The organism is Streptomyces murinus, from assembly GCF_002154555.1.
GTDB classification, from domain to species: domain Bacteria; phylum Actinomycetota; class Actinomycetes; order Streptomycetales; family Streptomycetaceae; genus Streptomyces; species Streptomyces murinus.
On sequence record NZ_MUNF01000185.1, the window covers coordinates 1 to 5,960 of the forward strand.

Annotated in this window: 3 protein-coding genes and 1 pseudogene; 3 read left to right on the top strand and 1 reads right to left on the bottom strand. The window is 72.4% G+C overall.

Going from position 1 to position 5,960, the window contains the following annotated elements:
• The first annotated feature begins 68 nt into the window (after positions 1-68).
• A complete protein-coding gene (map, locus tag CCN72_RS13465; RefSeq protein ID WP_086807733.1) occupies positions 69-845 on the top strand; it encodes a type I methionyl aminopeptidase in 777 nt (258 codons plus the stop codon).
• A 122-nt stretch (positions 846-967) separates the two neighbouring features.
• Positions 968-3,526, top strand: coding sequence for an ATP-dependent Clp protease ATP-binding subunit (locus CCN72_RS13470; RefSeq protein ID WP_086807734.1), 2,559 nt, complete (start codon positions 968-970; stop codon positions 3,524-3,526).
• A 68-nt stretch (positions 3,527-3,594) separates the two neighbouring features.
• On the opposite strand, the gene ggt is transcribed toward CCN72_RS13470, so the two are convergent.
• A complete protein-coding gene (gene ggt, locus CCN72_RS13475; protein WP_086807735.1) occupies positions 3,595-5,403 on the bottom strand; it encodes a gamma-glutamyltransferase in 1,809 nt (602 codons plus the stop codon).
• Between the two features lie 142 nt (positions 5,404-5,545).
• On the opposite strand from ggt, the pseudogene CCN72_RS40460 reads away from it, so the two are divergent.
• A pseudogene (locus CCN72_RS40460) lies at positions 5,546-5,960 on the top strand (hypothetical protein); the annotation flags it as partial.

Sequence of the window (5,960 nt, forward strand, 5' to 3'; positions counted from 1 at the left end):
GCCCTCCCCCATTCAAATACCGCCCTCCCGGCGCATCCCCCAATACAAATACCGGTATAGTAATTGGCATGGTGGAACTGAAGACGGAAGCGTCCATCGACGCGATGTATGCCGCGGGCCAGGTCGTCGGGCAGGCCCTGAGTGCCGTACGCAAGGCCGCGGACGTGGGGGTCTCGCTGCTGGAGCTCGACGAGGTGGCACGGGAGGTGCTGCGGGCGGCGGGGGCCACCTCGCCCTTCCTCGGGTACCGCCCCTCCTTCGCGCCGACCCCCTTCCCCGCGGTGATCTGCGCCTCGGTCAACGACGCGATCGTGCACGGCATCCCCACCGGGTACCGGCTGCGCGACGGCGACCTGGTCTCCATCGACTGCGGGGCCCTGCTGGACGGCTGGGCCGGCGACTCGGCGATCAGCTTCGTGGTGGGCCGCGCCCGCCCCGAGGACGTACGACTGGTCGACACCGCCGAGCTGGCGCTGGCGGCGGGCATCGCGGCGGCCGTGGCCGGCAACCGGATCGGCGACATCGCCCACGCCGTCGGCCGGGTCTGCCGTACGGCGGGCTACGGCGTCCCGCAGGACTTCGGCGGCCATGGCATCGGCCGCCGTATGCACGAGGACCCCGGAGTACCGAACGAGGGCCGCCCCGGCCGCGGCTTCCCGCTGCGCCCCGGTCTGGTCCTGGCGATCGAGCCGATGCTGATCGGCGGCGGCCGGGACGACTACTACGAGGCCCCCGACGGCTGGACCCTGCGCACGAGCGACGGCTCCCGCGCGGCGCACGCGGAACACACGGTGGCGATCACGGAGCGGGGCCCCCGGATCCTGACGGCGCGCGTCCCCGCCTGAGGGGCGCCCGTTCCCCCGCTCGGGCGGACATGCCCACCCCCTCACTTCATGCCATCGTGGGCATGAGCAGCCCCACTCCGGGTTACCCGGCGGAGCCACCGTCAGCGAAGGAAAGCATCGCCATGACCAACGGCTACCCTCCTGACCCCTTCGGCGAATTCCTCGCCCGTTTCTTCAGCGGCGCCGCCGGAGGCAACAGCGCGCCCGGCCCGCGGCACATCGACATCGGCCGGCTGCTCAGCCAGCCGGCGCGGGAGCTGGTCAAAGGGGCGGCGCAGTACGCGGCCGAGCACGGCAGCCGGGACCTGGACACCCAGCATCTGCTGCGCGCGGCCGTCTCCGCCGAGCCCACGCGGAGCCTGCTGACCCGGGCCGGGGCCGATCCGGACTCGCTCGCCACCGAGATCGACGACCGGGCGGGCCCGGTGCAGCACCCGCCGGGCGAGGTGCCGCCGCCGACCTCGCTGTCCCTGACGCCCGCGGTGAAACGGGCCCTGCTGGACGCGCACGACATGGCCCGCTCCAGCGGCGCGGGCTACATCGGCCCCGAGCATGTGCTCAGCGCGCTGGCCTCGAACCCGGACTCGGCGGCGGGGCACATCCTGCACGCGGCCCGCTTCCCGGCGAGCGGGCTGCCACCGGAGCCGCCGGAGGGCAACCCCGGCCAGGTCCGGGTGGAGCGGCAGCGCTCCACCGGCACGCCCACGCTGGACAAGTACGGCCGTGATCTCACCGAGCTGGCCCGGGAGGGCCGGGTCGACCCGGTGATCGGCCGGGACACCGAGATCGAGCAGACCATCGAGGTGCTGTCCCGGCGCGGCAAGAACAACCCCGTGCTGATCGGCGACGCGGGCGTGGGCAAGACGGCCATCGTGGAGGGCCTCGCGCAGCGGATCGCCGACGGGGACGTGCCGGACCAGCTGGCCGGGCGGCGGGTGGTCGCCCTGGATCTGACCGGGGTGGTGGCCGGCACCCGCTACCGGGGCGACTTCGAGGAGCGCCTGAACAACATCGTGGAGGAGATCCGCGCCAACTCCGACCGGCTGATCGTGTTCATCGACGAGCTGCACACCGTCGTCGGCGCGGGCTCCGGCGGCGAGGGCGGCGCGCTGGACGCGGGCAACATCCTCAAGCCCGCGCTGGCCCGGGGCGAGCTGCACATCGTGGGCGCGACCACCCTGGAGGAGTTCCGCCGGATCGAGAAGGACGCGGCGCTGGCCCGCCGCTTCCAGCCGGTCCTGGTGCCCGAGCCGACCGTCCAGGACACCATCGAGATCCTGCGCGGGCTGCGCGACCGCTACGAGGCGCACCACCAGGTCCGCTACTCCGACGAGGCGCTGGTCGCCGCCGTGGAGCTGTCCGACCGGTATCTCACCGACCGGCGGCTGCCGGACAAGGCGATCGACCTGATCGACCAGGCCGGCGCCCGGGTCCGGCTCGGCGCCCGTACCAAGGGCACCGATGTGCGGGCGATGGAGCGCGAGGTGGACCAGCTGGTCCGGGACAAGGACCAGGCGGTCGCGGACGAGGACTACGAGCAGGCCAAGCAGCTGCGCGACCGGATCGCGGAGCTGAAGGGGAGCATCGCCGAGGCCAGCGGGGGCGAGCAGGCCGACGAGGGGCAGCTGGAGGTGACCGCGGAGTCCATCGCCGAGGTGGTCTCGCGGCAGACCGGCATCCCGGTCAGCCGGCTCACCCAGGAGGAGAAGGAACGGCTGCTCGGCCTCGAGGAGCATCTGCATCAGCGGGTCGTCGGCCAGGAGGAGGCCGTGGCGGTGGTCGCCGAGGCGGTGCTGCGCTCGCGCGCCGGGCTCGCCAGCCCCTCCCGGCCGATCGGCAGCTTCCTCTTCCTCGGCCCGACCGGTGTCGGCAAGACCGAGCTGGCCCGCGCGCTCGCCGAGGCGCTGTTCGGCAGCGAGGACCGCATGGTCCGCCTCGACATGAGCGAGTACCAGGAGCGGCACACCGTCTCCCGGCTGGTCGGCGCCCCGCCCGGCTACGTCGGCCATGAGGAGGCGGGGCAGCTCACCGAGGTGGTGCGCCGGCACCCGTACTCGCTGCTGCTGCTCGACGAGGTGGAGAAGGCGCACCCGGACGTCTTCAACATCCTGCTCCAGGTGCTGGACGACGGCCGGCTCACCGACTCCCAGGGCCGCACGGTCGACTTCACCAACACGGTCATCGTGATGACCAGCAACCTCGGCTCCGAGGCGATCACCCGGCGCGGCGCCGGGATCGGTTTCGGACCGGGCGGCGCGGAGGCCGACGAGGAGGCGCGGCGGGAGCAGATCATGCGGCCGCTGCGCGAGCACTTCCGGCCCGAGTTCCTCAACCGCATCGACGAGATCGTGGTCTTCCGGCAGCTCACGAGCGAGCAACTGCGGCAGATCACCGACCTGTTGCTGGAGAGCACCCGGCGGCTGCTGGACGGGCAGGGCGTCGCGGTGGAGTTCACGGACGCGGCGGTCGACTGGATCGCCGAGCGCGGCTACCAACCGGAGTACGGTGCCCGGCCGTTGCGCCGCACCATCCAGCGCGAGGTGGACAACCGGCTGTCGCGGCTGCTGCTGAACGGCACGGTCTCCGAGGGCGGCCGGGTCACCGTGGACGTCAGGGACGGGCAGCTGGACTTCCGTACGCCCGAGGCGCCGCAGGCCGCGCAGGCCCCGCCCGCCGGATGAGACCCGTGCGCGAAGGTGCCGGAGGCGAGCCGCCTCCGGCACCTTCGTACAGGTCGTGCGTACGGCGGCTACGGGGCCGGGTCCACCACCATGGCCGAGCCGCCACCGCGTCGTACCTTCTCGGCCGCGGCCAGCCACTCGCCGTTCGGCAGCCGCTGCACCCCGGTCGCGGCGCCGATCTCCGGGTTGAGGGTGAAGTGGTGGCCGATGGCCTCCAGCTGCGCTCTCAACGGGCTGTTGTACAGGGCGGGTTCGAGTTCCGTCTGGGCCGCGTTGCGCTGGCTGGCGCGGGGCGCGGCGATGGCGTCGACCAGCGGCAGGTGCCGGTCGAGGAACTCGGTCAGGGTCTGGAGCACGGTGGTGATGATGGTCGCGCCGCCGGGCGAACCCAGCGCCACCACGGGCCTGTTGTTGCCGTCGAGGACGATCGCCGGCGAGATCGAGGAGCGCGGCCGCTTGCCCGGACCGGGCAGGTTCGGGTCGGGCACGGAGGGGCTCGCCGGGGTGAAGGAGAAGTCCGTCAGCTCGTTGTTGAGCAGGAAGCCCCGGCCGGGCACGGTCATCGCGCTGCCGCCGGTCTGCTCGATGGTGAGGGTGTACGAGACGACGTCGCCCCACTTGTCGGCCACCGTGAGATGGGTGGTGTTCTGGCCCTCGTACGTCGTCGGCGCCGCCTTGCCGCCCTTGGCGCAGTCCTTCGGGTGGTACGGGTCGCCGGGGGCGAGCGGGCTGGTGAGGACCGCGTCGTCCTTGATCAGGCAGGCCCGCGAGTCGGCGAACCTCTGCGAGAGCAACTGGCGGGTGGGGACCTTCTCGTGGGCGGGGTCGCCGACCCAGCGGCCGCGGTCGGCGAAGGCGATCCGGCTGGCCTCGATGAAGTGGTGCAGATACTGCGTCTCGCTCATCTTCGACAGGTCGGAGCTCTCCAGGATGTTGAGGGCCTCGCCGACCGTGGTGCCGCCCGAGGAGGACGGGGCGATGGAGTAGACGTTCAGACCGCGGTAGGCCGTCCTGGTGGGCGCCTGGAGCTTGGCGCGGTAGACGGCGAGGTCCTTCTCGGCGAGCTTGCCGGGCCGGGCGTTCCAGCCGGAGGCCGGGTCCACGGGCGGGTGCTCGACGGTCCTGACGATGTCGTCGCCTATGTCGCCGTGGTAGATCGCCCCCATCCCCTTCTTCGCCAACTCCTCGTAGGTCTTGGCGAGTTCGGGGTTCTTGAAGGTCGAGCCGACGGCGGGCAGCTTGCCGCCGGGCAGGAACAGCCGGGCGGTGTCCGGGAAGTAGCGGAACCGGGTCTCGTTGTCGGCGGTCTGCGAGCGGAAGGTGTCGTCCACGGTGAAGCCGTCGCGGGCGAGCTTCTCGGCCGGCTTCAGGACGCTGCCGAGCTGCCGGCTGCCCCACTGGTCGAGGGCGGTCTGCCAGGTGGCGGGGGTGCCCGGGGTGCCGACGCTGAGTCCGCTGCTGACGGCGTCGTTGAAGGAGAGCGGTTTGCCGTTCTCCACGAAGAGATCGGAGTCGGCGCTGCGCGGTGCCGTCTCGCGGCCGTCGATGGTGTGGACCGTGCGGGTCCGCGCGTCGTAGTAGACGAAGTAGCCGCCCCCGCCGACGCCGGACGAGTAGGGCTCGGTGACACCGAGCGCGGCGGCGGTGGCGACGGCGGCGTCCACCGCGTTGCCGCCGTGCTTGAGGACCTCGATACCGGCGGCGGTGGCGTCCTTGTCGACGCTGGCGACGGCACCGCCGTAGCCCACGGCCACCGCCTGCTTGGCGGCCGGCTCGTTCGCCCTCGGGGCGGGCGGCGGTGCCGCGGCCCCCACCGTCACCACGGCGGCCGAGACCACCGTCAGAACCGCCAGTCTCCGCATGCCTGGACGACCCATCCGTACCTCCCGTCGGGACAGTCAGCGCAGCGTAGCCAGATTGTCACTCTAACGACAGTAGGCCCGGGCCGCTCGCCACACGACCGACACAGTTCGAACACCGGTACGCCCAGGGCACCCTGGCCCGCTACCATGCGCGGCCATGAACGACGACGTGCGCAACATCGTCCTGGGCCTGGTGGCGACCGCCATCTCCGCCTCCTTGGGCTGGCTGGCCCGTACTTCCCTTTGGCGCCGCAGACTCCGGCGCGAGCAGACCTTCTTCGGGCTGCCGGAGCACGCCGAGGCGCTGCTCGTCGTCAACCGGGACCCGGCCGCGACCGAGCCCGCGGTGCACCGCTTCGATGTGTTCGCGCTGCTGGAGCTGTCCGCGCTCATCAAGGAGTGCGGGGCGCACGCCGAGGTCGCCACCCAGGACACGGTCCGCCAGGGCTTCGGCGAGCGCACCGAGTTCTGTGTGGGAGGGCCGGCCTCGAACCGCCGTACAGCCGCGCATCTGTCGGCGATGCTGCCGGGGCTGCGGATCACCACCGACCCCGAACCGGTCGCCGAGCGCG